Here is a 1,385-nt window from a genome sequence, read left to right as displayed (position 1 = left end):
GCAGGATCATCAAACGGCGGCACGTACGTCAATCCTTCGGCAGTTGCCTTGTGCGCTTCGGCCGCCGCATCATCAAACGTATCACCCACCAAAAACACATCGACGTGTTCTTTGCCAAACATGCGAACTTTGTCGACTTTCTGTTTGGGGGTCACCGCGGGCATATAGATGCGTCCCTTGATCTGCATCGCGTTGCAAGCGTATGCAAATCCCTGTGCGTGGTTGCCTGCCGAGGCACAAACCACACCCGCCGCTCGCTGGGCCGATGTCAATTGGGTCATCCGGTTGTACGCGCCACGAATTTTGTAGCTGCGAACGTCCTGCAAATCTTCGCGTTTCAGTAGGACATTGGCATCAAACGCAAGCGATAACCTCGCGCTGGGCAACAGCGGAGTGTGGCGGACATTGTCGCGAATTCGCGTTTCGGCCTCATGAATGGACTGGACGCTCGCTAGCACCGTGGGATCGTGAACCATCGACGTATCGGATGTTAAAAAAGGAACGCGGCAGATGAAATGGGCCTCCATTGGACCATCCGGCTGCCGAATCGGCTAGCGAGGCAATTCGAATCGAGCGTCGCCTAAGGATTGTCGCGGGGCGCTCTCTCGTCGCACTTTTTGCATTCCAACATCACTCCCAACCGCGACTCGCGGCCTGCGGCGGTGGTCACCCAGAGGCGATTCATCCAAGGCGGATCATGACGCACATGTTGATTGTGGCCACAATCGAGCTCGGCCACCCAGTGGTCTTCGTCATCCCGATGGTATCCGACGATTGGCTGCTGCACGCGACTTGCAGTTCACTTATTCATGGGTCTTGTGATACGAAGTCGCATCGATCGTCTTAGACGAACTCGGTCTTCGCGTGGTGTAAACGGGCGAATCGAGATCCGAATCCTCCTGCGTCCCTCCTCCGGCGGCCTGTTGCCCGGCGACATGAACACGCACTGAACCGATGTAGCGGCTGAGCACAAAACGACGTATCAAGCTGCGGCCAGTGGGGACCAACAACAAGAATCCCAACGCGTCGGTCAAAAGCCCGGGGGTCAGCAACATCACGGCAGCAGCCACAATCATCAACCCATCTTGGATTTCACGACTGGGCATCCGGCCTTCGGCGAGTGCCTTCTGAAACCGGAACCACGCGTTGGCCCCTTCACGACGAGCCAAAAATGACCCCATTACTCCGGTGGCAATGACGACTGCAAACGCCGTCAATCCGCTGGTCGCATCTGCCAATTGCAGCAGCAAATAGAGCTCTACCAGCGGGACAACGATAAAAGCAGCGAGCAGCCGAACGAACATAGTCTCAACCTATCAGGCGGTAGGTGGGCATTTTCCACCAAAAACAAAGCCCATCCCATGAGCTTGCGGGCCAAGGCACAC

The 1,385-nt window shown here is 56.5% G+C and carries 3 protein-coding genes; all 3 read right to left on the bottom strand.

What is annotated here, in order from left to right; genetic code table 11:
- Positions 1-476: pyridoxal-phosphate dependent enzyme (locus tag RMSM_RS13215; RefSeq protein WP_144057619.1), on the bottom strand; the 476-nt coding region annotated here is incomplete at its 3' end.
- A 104-nt stretch (positions 477-580) separates the two neighbouring features.
- Positions 581-787, bottom strand: a complete 207-nt coding sequence (locus RMSM_RS13210; protein WP_008696683.1) for a DUF3565 domain-containing protein — start codon at positions 785-787, stop codon at positions 581-583.
- A 16-nt stretch (positions 788-803) separates the two neighbouring features.
- Positions 804-1,304: an FxsA family protein gene (locus RMSM_RS13205; protein WP_008696681.1), complete on the bottom strand. Its 501-nt coding sequence runs from the start codon at positions 1,302-1,304 to the stop codon at positions 804-806.
- Positions 1,305-1,385: the final 81 nt, after the last annotated feature.

This window comes from Rhodopirellula maiorica SM1 (assembly GCF_000346295.1).
GTDB lineage: Bacteria > Planctomycetota > Planctomycetia > Pirellulales > Pirellulaceae > Novipirellula > Novipirellula maiorica.
The sequence above is the reverse complement of the archived record's forward strand: the minus strand, read 5'-3'. Positions and strand labels throughout refer to the sequence as shown.

Bases quoted from the DNA above. Each gene is read 5' to 3' on its own strand.
- RMSM_RS13205 (WP_008696681.1), bottom strand. From the start codon at position 1,304: ATGTTCGTTCGGCTGCTCGCTGCTTTTATCGTTGTCCCGCTGGTAGAG.